Genomic DNA, 17801 nt, shown 5'->3' on the forward strand with positions numbered 1-17801 from the left:
ACCCTTATAGAGACAGACATTGCTGCTATTTTTGTCAACTGTTTTCGCTCTAGAGAGAACTAATCAATTAAATCTCTTGCCAGATAAGGATTGAGTCGATTTATGCCCCCCTATCGAACCATAGCAAGTAACGAAGAGCCATGAATTGGGGAGTGGGGAGTATTTTCAGTAAACAGTGAACAGTAAACAGTGAACCGATAACTGTTTACTTATAAGGATGTGAACTGATAACTGATTCAGTAAGCCCTAATTAAAAGACCTTTTTGATTGCCTCGGCCAGTTTTTGACTAATTAACTCGTTACCGTCTCCACTGAGATGAATATTATCGCGATAGAGAGAATCAGGATTAGGATTGGCCTGAAAAATGGGCAGAAAATCTAGATAAAAAATCTGCTGGTTGCTGGTGAAATCCGCTAGTCTTTGACGGGCTTTCGATTCATAATCTCGTCCCTGTTTTTGAGCTTCGCGAATGAGGGGGGTAATAGCGATAATTAAACGGGCTTGATGAGCCTGAGCAAGGGCTTGAATTTGGGCAAGAGCGGTTAAATTATTGCCCACTCGATCGCCTCCTTCTCGCACCGGTGGCAGGGGAGGATAACGCTTAAAATATCGATCGTACAATTCGATTAAAGCTAAAGCAGGCCGGCGAGCGGGATAATTAATTTCTCGTCCCACCACCGCCGAACTAGGAGCTAAAGCGAACAGATCATCGGTGTTCATTAATAACACAATCACCTGAGATTCAAAGGTGCCGAAACGTCGCAGATAGGCCAATTGATTGCGCGGTCCCCAAGAATTAGCCGAAGCATTGAGAACTTGCACCGAATCCGTCAGATTTTGGCCTAAATTTTTGGTGATTAAAGCAGCAATGGTCTCTTTTTGATCTGTCCACCAGGAGCCATTAGCGATCGAATCACCGATTAACATGATTCTCGTCGTCTCTGGAGGCCGTTGGGGTGTAATCGGATCGCTCCGCATCGAATACTGATTAACGGCGATAAAATTGGAAAAACGGCGCGTTTGTTGATTAGGAGCCAAAAGATAGCCAATTTCGGCATCAGCTTTGTAAATAAGCGGATTACCGAAGCCGAAGACAATTCTTAAAATAGCCTCAAGGAGAAGGCCAAGAACGAAAAGAACGCCTAGAATGATTAAAGACAGCCGAATGATACCAATTTCTAATAACACGGATAGATGAGAGTTAGCTAATTTATGATCCTAAAGTGTCTCATACTTTCCACATCCATCTCATGAAAAGGAGTTAAGGGCAATGTCAGACTTAAATCGTGGCATTATGAAATTTGAGGGAGCCGATAAACCGGCAGTAGTGGCGATATCGTCGATTATTGTTATCGGCAGTATTATTGCTCTGATCCTTTGGGCCATGAAAGTCGCCTACACCTAGTTAGGGTTTGCGGCAAAAAGTTTCTCGTGGGGGCAGGGTGTGGCCCCCCCAACCCCCCCGACATCGGGGGGGCAGGTGGGGTGTAGGGTTTTACCCATTTTCATCTGGTAAATTACCTAATTTTCAGGGAAAAAGTCCCTAAATTTTCCCCCCGATCCCTCCAATCGCGGGTACTTTTTGATTTCCCAAAAGTCTAAAAGTCTTACCCAACAAGGTTTAGATTTATTCAGCAACATCTAGTTAACTAGATTAATTTCGCTCACTTTTGGCATCACTCGGTTTCAGTTTCTTGCCATCACGATCTCACCTCATTGTCCCCTTGAGCCTGTAGGATAGGGTCAAGGGAAAAATTGCTAGTTCCCTCTATCGCACCTGCTAGTTACACCCGACTCGAAACAGATCATCGATGAGCAGATCAACTTCTGTTTTAACAGAACTGTTGCAGTTACTCCCCCAATGGCGATCGCAGATGTACTTCAAAGCATCCCTGACCGCGCTATCCCACGCCATGGAGGATCAGGTTTTAGCGGAAGACGATCAACCGTTAGTGATTGCCAGTTTTCAGCGTGAGCGCTTTTATCGTCAAGAGGCCCATCGCTATCGACGCATTGCCCACAAAAGCGGGCAAGTTTATGTTTTGTCGGCCCCGGAAACCGATTTTAAGCATAGTTCCAACATTTACGAGACGATCGCTTTTCAACCGGAGGACAGTTTAGCCCAAGAATGGCATCTAGTGGTTATCGGTCGCCATTATGCTAGTTGTTTGATCTGTCGGGAACGAACCCATCTGGTAGCCGAAGGGGAAAATAGGGCAGCTATGGATAATAATCGCCGTTTTGAGGGGATTTGGACGAGCGATCGCCATGTAAGTCAACAGGCGGCCCAAATTCTTTTAAATCATATTCTCGATTATCGTCCCGAACTGGCGCACAAAATTAGGCGCGCCCAAGAAGAATACCTAGTCTGTGAACTGACGGACAGGGACCATCAAGAGGAACCAGATCCCTTTGTCCAGCGATTGGTCACTTATTTGCAAGCGGGACAGTATAAACTGCTGAAAGCCAATCGTTCCTTGGCATCGAAAGAACACAAGGAAAGACTGATCAACTCGGTGACAGCGGCGATCCGTCGTTCCCTCGATCCGGAAGATATCCTCCAGGTGGCAGTGCGGAAATTGGGCGAAGGATTGGGGGTCTGTCGCTGCGTGGTCTATCGTTGTAAGGAAGCCGACATTAACGCCACCATCGAACACGAATTTTTAAACTCCGGCATTAGTTCCATCAAAGGACAAAAATGGCCCCTGAAAAATAATCCTCTTTTTCAGGAAGTGCTGGAATTGAGAGAATCCCTGAAAATCGAAGACGCTATTCACGATCCCCGTCTCCCCGGCGATTCCATTCAAAATCTCGTGCGGGAATGTTCCATCTATTCCTGGTTATTAGTGCCGATTTTTTACCAAAGTCGTCTCCTGGGAATGTTGGAACTGCATCACTGTGGACCCGATACCACCACTTGGAAAAGCGAGGATGTCGCCCTGGTGGACGCGGTGGCCACTCAAATCGGAGTCGCCCTCATTCAAGCAGAAGCCTACGCTAATTTACAGGATTTAAATGAACAATTAGCCGCCCTCGATCGCACTCGTTCTAATTTAGTCGCCATTACCGGCCACGAATTACGCACCCCCCTGTCCACCATTCAAGTCTGTCTAGAAAGTTTGGCCTCGGAACCGGATATGCCGGCGGAAATGCGCCAAATTATGCTTGATACTGCCCTGAAAGATGCGGAACGAATGCGTAAATTAATCCAAGATTTTTTAACTCTGTCCAGGTTAGAAAGTGGCCGGGTTAATTGGAATCCTGAGGCTTTATCCCTATCGGAATGTGTGGAATTAGCCATCAGTCACGTTCACTCCCGCAATCTCGACAACGAAAACCCAAAAATTATCAATCTTGTCCCCCCTAATCTGCCCTTTGTTTTAGCCGATGGCGAGTGGTTAGTGGAATTACTCTCCAAACTTCTCGATAATGCCTGTAAGTTTACCGGCCGGGAGGGAAATGTCTCGATCGAAGTCGCTTCGGGAAAACCAAAAACCCTAGAAGTGACGATTTCTGACACCGGACGGGGCATCGAACCCAATCTTTTAGAACAGGTTTTTGATCGCTTTTACCAAGAGGAAGGGGCCCTGCGACGCAGTGCCGGGGGAACCGGTTTAGGACTGGCTATCTGTCGTCAGATCGTTAATGGTTGGGGCGGCGAAATTTGGGCAGAATCGAGGGGCAAAAATAACGGCAGTCAGTTTCATTTTACTATTCCAATATTTAAAGATAAAACTAACGATAATCCCCCAAATACCGCTCCGAAAAAATCCTCCCGTCGTCCTGCTAGTAAACGTAAATAGCGGCCAGTTGCCCGTTTAGTTTTGGCTCTTTGCTCGTGATACTAAATCCAGTTATTAAAAACTGATTATGTATTCCCCCTTTTGCCTCTTGCCTCTTGCCTTTTGCCTGTCCTGATATGTAGCATATACTTAACGGATTTAGTATGACTTCCTATTCCTTTTCTTCATCAAAAAATAAATAAAAAAGCATTAAAAAAGAAGCATCAAATCCCCAAGATATATAATAAACTTAAAAGAGTAATCAATTAGTCGTTTTTAGGTGAAAAAATTATGGGACGCGCCAAGAGAGTGGTTTTAGCTTATTCCGGAGGAGTCGATACTTCCGTTTGTATTCCCTATCTCAAACAGGAATGGGGAGTGGAAGAAGTGATTACCCTAGCCGCCGATTTAGGACAGGGAGACGAGTTAGGACCAATTCAAGAAAAGGCCCTGCGCTGCGGAGCGATCGAATCCTTAGTCGTCAATGCTCAGGAAGAATTCGTCAAAGAATACGCTTTTCCCTCAATTCAAGCTAATGCTCTCTATGAAAATCGTTATCCCCTTTCTACCGCCCTGGCTCGTCCTTTAATCGCTAAATTATTAGTAGAGGCCGCCGAGAAATACGGGGCCGATGCCGTCGCTCACGGTTGCACCGGCAAAGGTAATGATCAAGTGCGTTTTGATGTGGGCATTATGGCCCTCAATCCTAGTTTAAAAGTTCTCGCTCCCGCCAGGGAATGGGGCATGAGCCGGGAAGAAACCATCGCCTACGGGGAAAAATTCGGGATCGAGTCCCCCGTGAAAAAATCCTCGCCTTTTAGTATCGATCGTAACCTGTTGGGCCGCAGTATTGAAGCCGGTCCTTTGGAAGATCCGATGACGGAACCCCCGGAAGAAATCTATCTCATGACCAAAGCGATCGCCGATACTCCCAACGAGCCGGAATACGTCGATATCGGTTTTAATCAGGGAATTCCCGTCAGTTTAAACGGAGAAAATCTCGCTCCCGTCACGCTAATTAGTCAATTAAATGACCTAGTGGGTAAACACGGTGTTGGTCGGTTAGATATGATCGAAAACCGGGTAGTGGGAATTAAATCGCGAGAAATTTACGAGGCCCCGGCTTTATTAGTTTTAATTGATGCTCACCGGGACTTAGAAAGTTTGACTTTAACTGGAGATGTTACCCAATATAAACGGGGAATTGAAGAGACCTACGGACAGTTAATTTATAAAGGATTGTGGTACAGTCCCTTAAAGGAAGCGATCGATGCTTTTATCATCAAAACTCAAGAACAGGTAACGGGATCGGTGCGAGTGAAACTGTTTAAAGGTAACGCTAAAGTGGTCGGTCGTCAGTCAGTCAATTCTATCTATTCTCCCGATTTAGCTACCTACGGAGCCGAGGATCAATTTGATCATAAAGCTGCCGAAGGTTTCATCTATGTTTGGGGATTACCCAGCAAAGTTTGGGCTGAAAAAACTAGAGGTAAGTAATCAACAATTCTCCCCTAAGTAAGTGGTTTTTAATTCAGATCCTCCCAGCGATCAACACCCCCCTTATCAAGGGGGGAAGGGGGGATCAGCACCCCCCAAGGTAGGGTTAATTCATGAATTAACCCTACCTTAATAAGGAGGGATCAGCACCCTTATTAAGGGGGGAATCAACAAAAATTAAATTTCAACCAGACTCGATAACTGATTTAAATTTGATCACCGATTTTATCAGACTTAGGATTGTTAATAAAATTAAATATAACTAATGAAATTACTTTTTTAGAACCATGCCAGCAAAAGATATTTACCATGAAGCCGTGAAAAATGCCTTAATTAAAGACGGTTGGAGTATTTTAGCTGATCCTTATAAAATTAAATATAAAGATGTTGAATTTTTGCTGATTTAGCAGCAGAAAAACCTTTGGCTGCTGAAAGAAATGGACGTAAAATTGTTGTGGAAATCAAAAGCTTTTTAAGTCCCTCACCTATGAGAGATTTTGAAATAGCTTTAGGACAAGATATTTTATATCGAAATTTAATCAGTCTTACCGAACCAGAATATCAAATTTATCTAGCCATTAAAGACAGCATTTATGAAAATTTTTTCCAACGAGAATCAATTCAGGATATTGTGAAAATAAGTAGGTAGGCACAATTATTTGTAGGATGGGTTAGCGGTAGCGTAACCCATGCGGGCGTTGGGTTTCATGCTTCAACCCAACCTACGTTCATTTTATATTTAATTCCACCCACCTACTTAAATCAATTACTTTTGCTGGTTGTTGAGATGGAAAAGGAGAAAATTTTACAATGGATAGACTAGAAAAATATCGCAATGCCATTAAAAAAGTATTAACAGAATATCACGAATGGGTTTCTGGTTCTGCTAATTTAGATCAAGAAAGTTGTCTGGTTTTTGACGAGATACATGATCAGTATTTTTGGCTTTTTATGGGTTGGGAAGGCAAGAAAAAAATCAGGAATATTCAAGTCCATATTAGGATTAAAAATGAGAAGATTTATATTGAGGAGGATTGGACTGAGGAAGGTATCGCTACGGAATTATTAAGGGAGGGTATTTCTAAAGAAGATATAGTTTTAGCTTTTTACGATCTGGAAACTCGTAAGTTAACTGGGTTTGCTGTGAGTTAAGTTATCGGTAAATCTTGCCTGGAAATATGAGGTTGATAAAAGAAGCTTAAAGGAGCTATTCTGTTACTTTTGAACCAGTTTATCCCTATGGGTAACAAGAATTTGAGCTATAATCATAATATCTCTATAACCCCACATAAAAAAGGCTTATGGCCATTTCAATTACTTTAACCCTACCTGATGAGATTTTTAATCTAGCTCAATCCTTAGCCCATTCAATTAACCGTGATCTTAATGATATATTAGTAGAAGCGATCGCTTTTTCTATTAGTCCCAATTATCAAGGCGAAAAAATCTCATCCCTAAATTCATTATCAGATGAAGAAATTATCAAATTAACTCAATTACAAATGGCATCAGAACAGGATCAAAGATTACGCGAGTTGCTCAATCAACAACAAGAGAGGGATTTATCAACCTTTGAAAATAGGGAACTTTGGTCATTGATGCAAATTTATCAAATAAACTTGTTAAAGAAGGCACAAGGATTAAATGAAGCGGTTAAAAGAGGATTAATTTCACCCTTAGAAGCATGAATCCTAGCCCTATTCCCGACTATATTAAAGATAAAATTCGCCAACAAGCTAATACTAAATCTGGTTATTAAAAACTGATTATTTATTCCCCCTTTTGCATGAGGTTCTCTCCTTTATAAGTAGCCTATACTCAACGGATTTAGTATAATTGCTGATTGTCGGTATTCCTGCAAATGTGAGATGCACCAGGTCAATTTATTGCGGGGGAACCTAGGAGCGAAGGTGATCATTTCGGTCAAAGAAACTAAGTAGAGGTAGAACCTCGCTTATCTGCGTTGCCAGCTATAACCTTGCAACCAGTCAAAAATATTTATATAATCCAAAACTATCTTAAATATAAAAATCAATAAAAAATTATGATTAAATAACCCTTGACTTCCCCCCCCCTTGTGATATTTTTTGCTGTGGGATATTGGCGCAAAACTAGCGTTAAATATGACCATAATTTTGTCCCATTACTGTCATCGAATCCATGAAAAAATTACTGACAATTTTAACCCCCTTGACTCTGATGGGGTTGGCCGGGGTTACTCCTGCTCAAGCGGCAATAGTAGCTGGTTGGAATCAATTTAATGCCAGTACCGCAACCTATCCCAGAGCGGCGAATACTGTAGGTGCGAATATAACTAGCACTGGGTTAAACACCGCCGGGATAACTCGGCGTAATCAGAGTAGTTTCGTGTTGGGTGCTGGAACCAACAGTTGGAATACAGGTAGCACTGTTGATACCAACCAATACGTGGAATTTGCCGTACAACCCGGTGCAGGTTTTCAAGTCGATTTTACTAACTTACAACTCAATGCGCAGCATGATGAAACGCGGCTAGATTTGGTCTTGCGCTCTAGTGTTGATGGGTTCACCAGTAATTTAGGGACACAAGTTAGCTTAACAGATAGCTTTAATACCTACAGCTTTGACCTAAGCAGTTTAGCACCCCAAACCGGACCGGTGCAGTTCCGTCTCTATGGACTGAATGCTGACTCCTCCACTATCTGGTTCTATGCTGTCAACTCCACTAATGTTGCTGGGGGTGGGTTTGTGGCTCTTAATGGGGATATCACTCCTACTCCAACGGTTTCAACCCCGGAACCTAGTGGTATAGTGAGTTTAATCGCTGTTGGTGCGTTGGGTGCTGCTTCTCTTCGTCGTCGGGGATAAATTATCCTTGGCAGGGGCAACTACAGAGGGGTTGCCCCGATATCTTGATATAATCGGGAGTGATAGGTCAATTATCTTTTCTGAATAGGGGCAAATATGCAGATAAAAGACATGACTCCCCAAGAGTTACAAAGTTTAATCCGTAATACAGTAGATGATACTCTAGATGAATACTTTGGTGATCCAGATGAGGGAAAACAAGTTAAGGAATCTTTTAAAGAAAAGTTATTAGAAATCCGACAAAAAAGACTACAAGGAAGAGCGACTATTCCCGCAGCTGAGGTGGATAAAAGATATGGGATAGAACCTTAAATGAGCTATTCTGTTACTTTTGAACCAGAGTCGATAACTGATTTAGATTTGATCACAGATTTTATCAGACTGAGGATTCTTAATAAAATTAAATGGTTAGCTATCAACTTTGAACAGATAACTCCCCTACCTCTTACGAGAGAATGGTCAGGGTTTTACAAATTAAGAGTAGGAGATTATCGGGTTATTTATGAATTTGATCGAGAGAGTAGGATAATTATTATTGTTAGAGTAGGTCATAGAAGTGAAGTTTATGACTAAATACTTACTAAAATAATTGGGATCAGCAATAAGCTAAGATACATTTTAAACGCCTATCCTTAGAATAGCGAGATTATTTTCTAGTAAAAATTGCCAAAGACAGCCCAATTATTGACAAAATTATGGCAGTATAAATCGAGCGGTAGCCCTGATTAATTACGGCACGGCATATAATAAAAAACGGTCTCCCTAAACCAGTTGCCAAAATCGCCGCCATGGACAGTCAATTACTCGATAAACTCGGACAATTACAAAACCTCTTAAAAACCAGCGAAAAAGCTCTGATTGCCTATTCTGGGGGCGTGGATAGCACCCTAGTGGCAAAAGTGGCCTATGATCTGCTAGGGAGTCAAGCATTGGCAATTACGGCGGTTTCCCCCTCCCTACTGCCGGAAGAATTGGAAGAAGCGATCGCTCAGGCCGATTATATCGGTATTCCGCATGAATTGGTGGAAACCGAGGAAATGAATAACCCCAATTACACCAGTAATCCCGTTAATCGCTGTTATTTCTGCAAAAGTGAGCTACACGACACCCTTAAACCCCTCGCTCTCGCTCGTGGTTATTCCTACGTCATCGATGGCGTTAATGCTGATGATTTAAGGGATTATCGTCCCGGGATTCAAGCCGCTAGGGAGCGCGGCGCTCGTTCACCTTTGGCGGAAATTGCTATCACAAAAAGCGAAGTTCGTCAACTATCTCGTTACTTAAATTTACCTTGGTGGGATAAACCGGCGCAACCCTGTTTAAGTTCCCGTTTTCCCTACGGGGAGGAAATTAGCCTGGAGAAATTGCAAAGAGTCGGACGGGCGGAGATTTATCTGCGAAAATTAGGTTATCGTCAATTACGGGTGCGATCGAGCGGCGATACGGCACGGATTGAATTACCAGTAGCAGAAATTCCCGACTTTATTAATCGGACAAATTTAAGCGAATTAGTCGCTGATCTGCAAAAATTAGGCTTTATCTATGTCACCCTCGATCTAGAAGGTTATCAAAGCGGCAAGCTTAATCGAGTCCTCTAGTTCAGTGATCAGTAAACAGTAATCAGTGGACTGAAAACTCAAATCTGCTCTAACAGCGTTGGGTTTCATGCTTCAACCCAACCTACGTTCTCAAATCTGCTCTAACAGCGTTGGGTTTCATGCTTCAACCCAACCTACGTTCTGCTCTAACAGTTATCTTAATGGTGAGGTACGAAGTTTTCCTTTTGGGGAGCCGGTCGCTGGTCGTCAATACCAAATTGAGTTATACTTCATCTTGACGAGAAAGGCTGTAACGGATAACGGATAACGGATAACTGGTCACTGATAACTGATAACTGGTCACTGATAACGGATAACCGGTCACTCGATCGGATATATTAAAAAAATGTTAAAAAGCCGGGGAGCGGACTGATGAACCTTTTTCAGGGGTTCCTAAGTCTTTACCCCTAAACCCCCAATTCCCAAGGCGAGGATAGATGAGTCAACTACAAAATGCCTTTACCCTATTCCTGAGCCTGTTGGTGGAAGCGATGCCTTTCTTACTGCTAGGGGTGATTCTCTCTAGTATTCTTTTAATATTTGTCGATGAACGTCGCCTAGTTGCCTTGATGCCTCGAAATGCTGTTTTAGGAGCATTTGTGGGGGGATGTATTGGGTTTTTGTTCCCCGTCTGCGAGTGTGGCAATGTACCCGTGGCGCGACGTTTACTTGTGCAAGGAATGCCGAATGCAGTAGCGGTTAGTTTTCTCTTAGCAGCGCCGACAATTAACCCGATTGTTATCTGGTCCACTTGGGTAGCTTTTCGCGATCAACCGGAAATTGTTTTCTATCGAGTTATCTTTTCTTTGTTCATCGCTACGGTTATCGGTATTATCTTTAGTATCCAAAAAGATCCCCGACCGCTCCTCCAAACCTCTTTGGCAAAAAGCCTCAATTGGCAACCGGAAACACCGGAAAAAGAATCTATCCCACTACTACTACAATCCGGTTCTTTTCTGATCGGTAATTCTGGCAAAACTTTGCGCTTAGACGAAAGTTTTGCCGCTACTGCTGTCCTACCAGCAGTGCAAGCAATCCCGATGAAAAGGCGCTGGTTAACTTTTCTGGAAAACGTGGTGATGGAATTACGCGAATTAGGAGGAGTGTTAATCTTAGGAAGTGCTATAGCGGCCGGTTTACAGGTGTTTGTTCCCCGGGAATTTGTGCTTAATTTGGGTCAGGATCCGATTACTTCGATCTTGGCCATGATGCTGTTAGCTGTCATTGTTTCGATTTGTTCCACGGTTGATTCTTTTTTTGCCCTCTCCTTTGCCTCTAGTTTTACCAGTAGTTCCCTGCTGGCTTTTCTAGTGTTCGGTCCGATGATTGACCTGAAAGGGATTGGTTTAATGTTGTCTATTTTTAAACCGAGAATGTTAATTTATCTCTTTGCTTTAGCAGCGCAAATGACTTTTTTACTCACCTTGGCTCACAGTTATTTATTTTAGGTCAGTTCCTTGACATTTTTTCCCATGAATTCATCACGTCTAAAAATAATCGCCCCGCAATTTATCGATATTATTGCCCTCATCGGTTGGGGTTCGTTACTATTTAAATACTGGATAACTGGACAATTAAATTTACTGATCCATCCTAATTATTTTTTTCTGGTTCTCATCACCAGTATTGCTTTATTTGTCCTGGGAATAGTCAAGCTTTGGACATTATTAAAGCAGTGGCAAAAAAAGACTAATTTAGATAGTAACGATAATCGATCGCATATTACCATTCTTCCCCAACATTTTGGCTCAGGTTTATTAGTAATAACTGCCATTTTAGGCCTATTTATCGCCCCGCAGCCCCTCAGTAGTCAAATCGCATTACAGAGGGGAATTAGTGAATCTTTACCCCTAACTCGCGTGCAAACTCAATCCTTTGGCACTACCGTTAAACCAGAGGAAAAAAGTTTAATTGAATGGGTAAGAACTTTGAATGCTTACCCCGAACCTGATGCCTACACGGGACAACCGGTAAAAGTCACAGGTTTTGTGGTACAATTGCCGCAATTACCCGATAACTATTTATTAATTAGTCGCTTTATTCTTACCTGTTGTGCCGTGGATGCTTATCCCGTGGGTTTGCCGGTGAAACTATCAGGAAGTCGCGGTCAATATCCCAATGATACTTGGTTAGAAATCACCGGAGAAATGACCACGGAATCCTTACCCGTAGAGGTGGGAAAATCAACCACCAGAAGACAATTAGTAATTAAGGCCAAATCCGTGAAACCTATACCCACTCCTGCGGATCCCTACGGATATTAATAGTTATCAGTGACCAGTTATCAGTGATCAGTTATCAGTGATCAGTTATCAGTTATCAGCTTCGGAAGGCAAGAGCGCCTCATCTCAACAAGCAATTTAAATACTTAACAGCTTAACTATCTACTATAATGCTGAAAACCTTACAACTACAACCGATTGATAAATTAGCGATAACATTAATTGTATCCCTAACCTTAGTAATTGGTGGCTTAATTTGGTTAGGTAATAGCTGTGGTAATCAATGTCTTTTACAAACTGGTCCAAGGGTCAAGGAATTTAGCTGGGAAAATCGAGAAATTGGCGCGGAAGATCAAGCATTTATTATCACTTTTGATCGCCCCATGGATCATGCTAGTGTAGAAAAAAATCTCGTGATCGATCCTGCGCTGCCGGGTAAGTTTAGTTGGGCCGGAAGACGATTAGCTTATACCCTTACTTCTCCCATTCCCTACGGAGAAAAATATCATCTGCAAATTGAGGGTGCGCGGGAACAATTTCCCAGCGGTAATCGATTAGGACAAACCCTGGCAATTTTTGAGAGAGAATTTAAAAGTCGGGATCGTGCTTTTGCCTATATTGGCACTAATGGGGAAGAACAGGGAAGATTAATTTTTTATAACTTGACCGAGGAGAAAAAAACCCTCTTAACCCCTGCAAATTTGACCGTTATGGCTTTTGAATTTTACCCTGATGGTAAAAAAATTCTCTTTTCGGCCGTGGCGAAAAATCAGGGGATAGAGGGAATTCGTGAACTGCAGCTTTATCAAGTTGATAGCAGTCAATCGCCAGCAAAAATTGAGTTAGTGCTAGACAATAAAGATTATCAAAATAATCATTTTGATTTAGCTAAAGATGGGAAAACCATTGTCGTGCAGAGAATTGAGCGCCGCAATCCGATTAACTTCGATTTATGGGCAGTTAAATCTGAAGAAAAACCCCAACAATTAAACATCCAAGGCGGGGAATTTTTGATTGCACCTGATAGTAAAACTTTGGCTGTCACCCAGGGGGAAGGAATCGCCCTTTTGCCTTTAAAAACCGAAACAAAACCCCTAGATTTTTTACCAAAATTTGGGCGAATTTTGAATTTTTCTGCTGATGGTACGGCCGCAGCAATGGTTAATTTTAATACTGATAATGCCAAAATGCGTTATATTCGATCGCTTTTTTATGTCAATAATCAAGGATTACAAAAACGCTTACTCAATCTACAAGGTTCGATTATAGATTGTCAATTTAATGCCACTGGTAGTGATTTATATTGTTTGTTAACTGAGTTAGTTACTAACAGTCAAGAGTACAAAGAAAAACCCTATTTTGCTAAAATAGATGTGAAGACCGGTCAAGTGACTCCCCTACTGGAATTAGCCGATTATCGTGATATTCACATTAGTTTATCTCCCGATAGTTTAGCAATTATTTTTGATCAACTTCTCACCAGTTATGATACTAATACGACTAATCCCCTAACTACCGATTCAGGAGAAACAATTATCGGTGGTCGTTTGTGGATGTTAATTCCTCCCCTACAAGATGGAGTAAAAGCAAGTAAATCTGATTTAATTGAATTACCTCTAGCGGGAATTCGTCCCCAGTGGATGCCATAGAATTTCATCATTAAGTTAGGAATTATTTCGATGCTGTCAAACTCAGAAAAATTAGCCAAATTGCGTCAGTATTTTGTTAGTGGTGCCACTCGTTCCTATCAATTCCGTCGTCAGCAGTTAGAGAAGTTAAAACAGGCAATCATTAAATATGAAGCGGAGATCTATGAAGCTTTATATAGCGATTTAAAGAAAAGTCCCGAAGATTGTTGGATTACTGAAAATGGTTTCCTTTTGGTGGAAATTAATACCGCTTTAAAAAATTTGCGCTCATGGATGCAACCCAAAACTGTTAAAACTAATCTCTTAAATTTTCCCTCCTCCAGTCAGATTATTCAGGAACCTTTAGGAGTGGTTTTAATTATTGGTGCTTGGAATTATCCCCTCCAATTGTTATTAGTGCCTTTAGTTGGTGCTATTGCTGCCGGTAACTGCGCGGTATTAAAACCGAGTGAATTTGCCTCAGCGACGGAAAAATTGGTAGTTAAAATAATTCAGGAAATATTCCCTGAAGAATATGTGTTAATTGTCTCGGGAGATGGTGCGGAAGTAATTCCGAATATCTTAGACAATTTTACCTTTGATCATATATTTTTTACTGGCAGTACCAGGGTAGGAAAAATTATTTATCAACTAGCGGCAGCAAAGTTAATTCCCGTTACTCTAGAATTAGGGGGAAAAAGTCCCTGTGTTATCGAAGCTGATGCTAATATTTCCGTGGCAACCCGTCGCATTGCCGTGACAAAATTCTCTAATTGTGGTCAAATGTGTATCGCAGCTGATTATGTTTTAGTACACCAATCGCAGCAGGAGAATTTGATCAGAGAATTAGCTAATACTATTGTTAATTTTTTCGGTAAAGATGCCAGATTAAGTCCTGATTATGGTAGGATAGTTAATGAGAAACAATTTGATCGCTTGATTGAATTTCTCCAAGATGGTGAGATTGTTTTTGGAGGCAAAACCGATCGAGAAAATTTATATATTCAACCAACTTTATTAATTAACGTTTCCCTCGATGCTCCTATTATGCAAGGGGAAATATTCGGACCAATTTTACCGATCATTGCCTTTAGCACTTTTGAGGAAGCTTTAGCAATTATTGCTAAAAACCCTAACCCTCTAGCTTTTTATCTGTTTACTACCAAGGCAAAAACCGAAAATAAATGGTTAGAATCAGTTCAGTTTGGGGGAGGTTGTATTAACAACAATAGTTTTCATTTTACTAATCCTAGTTTACCCTTTGGTGGTCGGGGAAATAGCGGTATTGGTAGCTATCATGGTCGTTTTTCCTTTGAGAATTTTAGTCACCAAAAAGCGATTATGAAAACACCTCTTTGGTTCAATCCCGCTTTAAAATATCCGCCTTTTAAGGGTAAATTAGGCTTATTTAAGTTATTGGTTCGGTGAAAAGCTATAGTTTAAGTTAAAGCTTTTAAGAGAGCTTGAAATTTAAGCTGAATTTCTGCTAGTTCTTTTTCTGGATCGGAACCGGCAACAATACCCGCACCGGCGTATAATCGCGCTTGATCACCTTTAATTAATGCCGAACGAATACCAACAATAAACTCACTATTATTGTGACAATCAATCCAACCCAAAGGAGCGGCATAAAGAGAGCGATCAAAGGTTTCATAATGACGAATTTGTGCTAAAGCGATCTCGGTGGGAACCCCCGCAACAGCAGGAGTGGGGTGTAGTTGGGCAACAATTTCGAGGGGATGGATGGAGGGTTTTAGTTTAGCATGGATAGGAGTCCAGAGATGTTGAATATTGGAGAGTTTTAACAATCTAGAGGGAGATTTTTGAGGATTTAAGCCAATTTGTCGCAGTTTTTGGTTAATAAAGTCACTAACAGCCCGATGTTCCCGTTGTTCTTTTTCACTAGCTAGGAGTTTATTGGCTAAAAGAGCATCTTCGAGCGCATTTTCTCCCCGGGGAGCGGATCCCGCTAAAGCATCGGTGATTAATTGCCCCTGATGGACGGTTAACAAGCGTTCGGGACTGGCGCCGATAAAATGATCTCCCCGTCCATTACCGAGGGAAAAAGTGTAGCAATCGGGATGACGCTGACGCAAATTATCAAGACAGTTTACCAGATGAAAGGGACGGGGAGAAATCACGTCAAGAGCGTGAGCGAGGACAATTTTACTAAAATTTTGAGCCTGTATCCATTCGAGTGCATCGGCAACAGCTGCTTGAAAATTATAGGTAGGATGAATATAATAACTACAGGGATCCTGGTGGGGATTTTGTCGGCAATTGCCGGAGTTATTTTGAACAATTTTGAGGTTATTAAGAGTTTCTTCGAGGGAGTTTTCTATTTCTTTTTCGCCAGTGATTAAGAGATTGGTCAGGAAAAAATATTCCGACTGTTTTTTGATAATTTGAAACTTAGGCAGGGTTAGGGTAGCTGAGGGAAAGGGGGTAGCTGTTGCCGAGTCGAAAAAAGTGAAACTGCAAAAGATACGGGGAGTAATCTCGCTATAGTTATCAATTTTAATAATTCTTTGTTGACAGTTTTCGATAAATTTTTGAGCTTTTAAAAAACGTTGTTTGCCGTGGAAAGTGGTAGTAAAGGCGATGCCGTAGCCGAGAAAAGCGGTTTCTCGTTCGGGATTTTCCCAATAATAATGGGTGGGATAGCTAGGGGCAATCCGAGAGAGAATTTCTAGGGGATCAAGGGGGGAAATTTTTTGACAAAAACTGATGATCGACGGATTTCCCTTTTCTGCGGCTAACAGTTGCGGGTTGAGGATAAAGTTATAGAGGCCGCGAAGATCAGCAATCGGACTATCAGGATAGGAAAGGCGAGGAACGGCAGAAGTCATGTCAAGTTTTTTGTATTTTTTGCAAAAAAACCATGATTAATGGTATGTAATCCCCACAGATGTGGCCAGAGTCAAGGAGCTCTTTTTAACTATGGTATCGGAGAAAGGGTCTTTAGGCAGAAAGGGAGCGAGATATTTATGACGATTAACCGCCTTGGCGACAAATCAAGGCTTAAAATCTCCAGCGATGGCTATTATTTAAATGGGCAAAAAAATTAATTTAATAACTGCTACTTTACAAGTTTGTGGAAATTGCCGCCACGGGACAAGTGGGGATACATTGTTCACAAACCACACAACGGGAACGCAAAAACTTAAGACGAAAACTTTCCGGATCAAGGGTTAAAGCTTCCGTGGGACAAACTCCCGTACATAAGCCACAATCGACGCATTTTTCTTCATCAATGACGATTTCGCGACTAACTTGGGAAACGCCAATATTTTGTAATTGTAACCATTCGATCGCCGCTTCTAACTCATCGATGTCTCCCGATAATTCTAATACTAATGTTCCCACTTGATTGGGGGCAACTTGAGCGCGGATAATATTAGCGGCGACGTTAAAATCCTTCGCCAGTCGATAGGTAACGGGCATATGGACGGCTTTTTTGGGAAAAGTGAGAGTAACGCGTTTTTTCATGAGGATAGGATAGGATAGGAATAATTTTTGAGAGACTATCCATGACAGCCACCACACCCACCAATAAAATCAGAAATCTGCTGCTGGCAGTGACGGCAGTTATCCTTAGTGTAGCGATTTTCTTCGGGTTTCAAACCACCGCTAGTTCTGTATCTTTGGAAGCGCAAGCGGAAAAAGCGACACCTTTCGATCTTGCCCTCAGCAATGGTAAACCCACCCTGACAGAATTTTATGCTAATTGGTGTAGCAGTTGTCAGTCCATGGCCCCTGAAATTGCCGAAATTAAAAAACAATACGGTAATGCCATTAATTTTGTTATGCTCAACGTTGATAATAATAAATGGTTGCCAGAAATTCTCCGTTATCGTGTGGATGGTATTCCCCATTTTGTCTTTTTAAATAACCAAGGACAACCGATTGCTCAAGCGATCGGAGAACAACCAAAATCAATTTTAACTGCTAATTTAGAGGCACTTTTAACTAATTCTACCCTACCCTATGCCACCACTACGGGACAGACTTCTGATTTTAATGTCCTTGCGGGTGCTAGTCAAACCGATCCCCGCAGTCACGGCAGTCAAGTTAAGCAGTAATCAGGCTCTTCTAGGTTCTGTGTGATAAGTTTAATTGACATAGGATCGATCGATCTTTGTGTCCTTTGTGTCTTTGTGGTTCGTTCCACCCCCTCGCTCTTGAGAAATGTATCTTAGAATACATTTTACCCACCAAAGCTGGGA

Annotated in this window: 17 protein-coding genes and 1 pseudogene; 15 read left to right on the forward strand and 3 right to left on the reverse strand. The window is 41.9% G+C overall.

Going from position 1 to position 17801, the window contains the following annotated elements; genetic code table 11:
- Positions 1-250: 250 nt before the first annotated feature.
- Positions 251-1189 carry an SGNH/GDSL hydrolase family protein gene (locus tag ACE1AQ_RS12730; protein ID WP_008197422.1) on the reverse strand — a complete coding sequence of 313 codons (939 nt, stop codon included), beginning with the start codon at positions 1187-1189 and terminating at the stop codon, positions 251-253.
- Between the two features lie 82 nt (positions 1190-1271).
- On the opposite strand from ACE1AQ_RS12730, the gene ACE1AQ_RS12735 reads away from it, so the two are divergent.
- The 14 genes and pseudogenes from ACE1AQ_RS12735 to ACE1AQ_RS12800 all read left to right on the forward strand — a co-directional run bounded on the left by ACE1AQ_RS12735 (position 1272) and on the right by ACE1AQ_RS12800 (position 15003).
- Positions 1272-1406: a hypothetical protein gene (locus ACE1AQ_RS12735; RefSeq protein ID WP_008197421.1), complete on the forward strand. Its 135-nt coding sequence runs from the start codon at positions 1272-1274 to the stop codon at positions 1404-1406.
- Positions 1407-1812: 406 nt separating this feature from the next.
- A complete protein-coding gene (locus tag ACE1AQ_RS12740; protein WP_008197420.1) occupies positions 1813-3804 on the forward strand; it encodes a DICT sensory domain-containing protein in 1992 nt (663 codons plus the stop codon).
- Positions 3805-4074: 270 nt separating this feature from the next.
- On the forward strand, positions 4075-5280 hold the full coding sequence (locus ACE1AQ_RS12745; RefSeq protein WP_106908565.1) for an argininosuccinate synthase: 1206 nt from the start codon (positions 4075-4077) through the stop codon (positions 5278-5280).
- A gap of 287 nt (positions 5281-5567) precedes the next feature.
- Positions 5568-5929, forward strand: a pseudogene (locus tag ACE1AQ_RS12750) (XisH family protein).
- Between the two features lie 161 nt (positions 5930-6090).
- Positions 6091-6432 (forward strand): XisI protein, encoded by a 342-nt coding sequence (locus tag ACE1AQ_RS12755; RefSeq protein ID WP_002793145.1) that lies wholly within the window; start codon positions 6091-6093, stop codon positions 6430-6432.
- Between the two features lie 149 nt (positions 6433-6581).
- The gene (locus ACE1AQ_RS12760) at positions 6582-6968 is read left to right on the forward strand and encodes a hypothetical protein (protein WP_110543603.1); all 387 of its coding nucleotides are present in this window, start codon (positions 6582-6584) and stop codon (positions 6966-6968) included.
- A 472-nt stretch (positions 6969-7440) separates the two neighbouring features.
- Positions 7441-8127, forward strand: coding sequence for a PEP-CTERM sorting domain-containing protein (locus tag ACE1AQ_RS12765; RefSeq protein WP_110543606.1), 687 nt, complete (start codon positions 7441-7443; stop codon positions 8125-8127).
- A gap of 96 nt (positions 8128-8223) precedes the next feature.
- On the forward strand, positions 8224-8439 hold the full coding sequence (locus ACE1AQ_RS12770) for a hypothetical protein (protein WP_045359291.1): 216 nt from the start codon (positions 8224-8226) through the stop codon (positions 8437-8439).
- Complete coding sequence (locus ACE1AQ_RS12775; protein ID WP_002780565.1) at positions 8440-8700, forward strand: type II toxin-antitoxin system RelE/ParE family toxin; 261 nt, start codon at positions 8440-8442, stop codon at positions 8698-8700.
- Between the two features lie 215 nt (positions 8701-8915).
- Positions 8916-9725 (forward strand): ATP-dependent sacrificial sulfur transferase LarE, encoded by an 810-nt coding sequence (larE, locus tag ACE1AQ_RS12780; protein WP_008197392.1) that lies wholly within the window; start codon positions 8916-8918, stop codon positions 9723-9725.
- Between the two features lie 437 nt (positions 9726-10162).
- Positions 10163-11173, forward strand: coding sequence for a permease (locus ACE1AQ_RS12785; RefSeq protein WP_002780568.1), 1011 nt, complete (start codon positions 10163-10165; stop codon positions 11171-11173).
- A gap of 24 nt (positions 11174-11197) precedes the next feature.
- Positions 11198-11989 carry a TIGR03943 family putative permease subunit gene (locus tag ACE1AQ_RS12790; protein WP_110543608.1) on the forward strand — a complete coding sequence of 264 codons (792 nt, stop codon included), beginning with the start codon at positions 11198-11200 and terminating at the stop codon, positions 11987-11989.
- 128 nt (positions 11990-12117) lie between these two features.
- Positions 12118-13596 (forward strand): hypothetical protein, encoded by a 1479-nt coding sequence (locus ACE1AQ_RS12795; protein ID WP_008197387.1) that lies wholly within the window; start codon positions 12118-12120, stop codon positions 13594-13596.
- A gap of 30 nt (positions 13597-13626) precedes the next feature.
- Positions 13627-15003, forward strand: coding sequence for an aldehyde dehydrogenase (locus ACE1AQ_RS12800; protein WP_008197385.1), 1377 nt, complete (start codon positions 13627-13629; stop codon positions 15001-15003).
- 11 nt (positions 15004-15014) lie between these two features.
- Here ACE1AQ_RS12800 and ACE1AQ_RS12805 read toward each other — a convergent pair whose 3' ends face one another.
- Both ACE1AQ_RS12805 and ACE1AQ_RS12810 read right to left on the reverse strand, forming a co-directional pair.
- The gene (locus tag ACE1AQ_RS12805) at positions 15015-16424 is read right to left on the reverse strand and encodes an isochorismate synthase MenF (RefSeq protein ID WP_008197383.1); all 1410 of its coding nucleotides are present in this window, start codon (positions 16422-16424) and stop codon (positions 15015-15017) included.
- A 235-nt stretch (positions 16425-16659) separates the two neighbouring features.
- Complete coding sequence (locus ACE1AQ_RS12810; protein WP_004163818.1) at positions 16660-17064, reverse strand: NIL domain-containing protein; 405 nt, start codon at positions 17062-17064, stop codon at positions 16660-16662.
- Positions 17065-17105: 41 nt separating this feature from the next.
- Here ACE1AQ_RS12810 and ACE1AQ_RS12815 point away from each other — a divergent pair, with 41 nt between their 5' ends.
- Positions 17106-17657, forward strand: coding sequence for a thioredoxin family protein (locus tag ACE1AQ_RS12815; protein WP_008197379.1), 552 nt, complete (start codon positions 17106-17108; stop codon positions 17655-17657).
- Positions 17658-17801: the final 144 nt, after the last annotated feature.

This window comes from Microcystis sp. BLCC-F209 (assembly GCF_041928595.1).
In the GTDB taxonomy this organism is placed as follows: Bacteria; Cyanobacteriota; Cyanobacteriia; order Cyanobacteriales; family Microcystaceae; genus Microcystis.

Coding starts and splice junctions, on each gene's coding strand:
- ACE1AQ_RS12745 (WP_106908565.1), top strand. CDS start 4,075: ATGGGACGCGCCAAGAGAGTGGTTTTAGCTTATTCCGGAGGAGTCGAT.
- ACE1AQ_RS12810 (WP_004163818.1), bottom strand. CDS start 17,064: ATGAAAAAACGCGTTACTCTCACTTTTCCCAAAAAAGCCGTCCATATG.
- ACE1AQ_RS12815 (WP_008197379.1), top strand. CDS start 17,106: ATGACAGCCACCACACCCACCAATAAAATCAGAAATCTGCTGCTGGCA.
- ACE1AQ_RS12760 (WP_110543603.1), top strand. CDS start 6,582: ATGGCCATTTCAATTACTTTAACCCTACCTGATGAGATTTTTAATCTA.
- ACE1AQ_RS12790 (WP_110543608.1), top strand. CDS start 11,198: ATGAATTCATCACGTCTAAAAATAATCGCCCCGCAATTTATCGATATT.
- ACE1AQ_RS12775 (WP_002780565.1), top strand. CDS start 8,440: ATGAGCTATTCTGTTACTTTTGAACCAGAGTCGATAACTGATTTAGAT.
- ACE1AQ_RS12795 (WP_008197387.1), top strand. CDS start 12,118: ATGCTGAAAACCTTACAACTACAACCGATTGATAAATTAGCGATAACA.
- ACE1AQ_RS12740 (WP_008197420.1), top strand. CDS start 1,813: ATGAGCAGATCAACTTCTGTTTTAACAGAACTGTTGCAGTTACTCCCC.
- ACE1AQ_RS12755 (WP_002793145.1), top strand. CDS start 6,091: ATGGATAGACTAGAAAAATATCGCAATGCCATTAAAAAAGTATTAACA.
- ACE1AQ_RS12735 (WP_008197421.1), top strand. CDS start 1,272: ATGTCAGACTTAAATCGTGGCATTATGAAATTTGAGGGAGCCGATAAA.
- ACE1AQ_RS12785 (WP_002780568.1), top strand. CDS start 10,163: ATGAGTCAACTACAAAATGCCTTTACCCTATTCCTGAGCCTGTTGGTG.
- ACE1AQ_RS12765 (WP_110543606.1), top strand. CDS start 7,441: ATGAAAAAATTACTGACAATTTTAACCCCCTTGACTCTGATGGGGTTG.
- ACE1AQ_RS12800 (WP_008197385.1), top strand. CDS start 13,627: ATGCTGTCAAACTCAGAAAAATTAGCCAAATTGCGTCAGTATTTTGTT.
- larE (WP_008197392.1), top strand. CDS start 8,916: ATGGACAGTCAATTACTCGATAAACTCGGACAATTACAAAACCTCTTA.
- ACE1AQ_RS12805 (WP_008197383.1), bottom strand. CDS start 16,424: ATGACTTCTGCCGTTCCTCGCCTTTCCTATCCTGATAGTCCGATTGCT.
- ACE1AQ_RS12770 (WP_045359291.1), top strand. CDS start 8,224: ATGCAGATAAAAGACATGACTCCCCAAGAGTTACAAAGTTTAATCCGT.